The organism is Nocardioides malaquae (genome assembly GCF_015070385.1).
Classification (GTDB): Bacteria; Actinomycetota; Actinomycetes; order Propionibacteriales; family Nocardioidaceae; genus Nocardioides; species Nocardioides malaquae.
Genome location: NZ_JADCSA010000581.1, coordinates 1 through 261 on the forward strand (window position 1 = coordinate 1; position 261 = coordinate 261).

Below are 261 nucleotides of genomic sequence, written 5' to 3' on the forward strand. Positions count from 1 at the left end.
AAACAGTACCGATATTGCACCGCCAGATATTCCGGCTGGCTTCGTGGCTGTTTTCAACAGTGATGAGTCATCGTGGCATCTCGTTGAAGATCATCGGGGTAAAACGGTTTATGACGTGGCTTCCGGCAACGCGTTATTTATTTCTGAACTCGGTCCGTTACCGGAAAATGTTACCTGGTTATCGCCGGAAGGGGAGTTTCAGAAGTGGAACGGCACAGCCTGGGTGAAGGATACGGAAGCAGAAAAACTGTTCCGGATCCG

At 50.2% G+C, this 261-nt stretch carries 1 protein-coding gene; it reads left to right on the forward strand.

Features of this window, described 5'->3' with window-relative positions; all coding sequences use genetic code 11:
• Positions 1 to 261, forward strand: a 261-nt coding sequence (locus IEQ44_RS16085; RefSeq protein WP_193639436.1) for a tail fiber assembly protein, incomplete at both ends; no start/stop codon positions are given.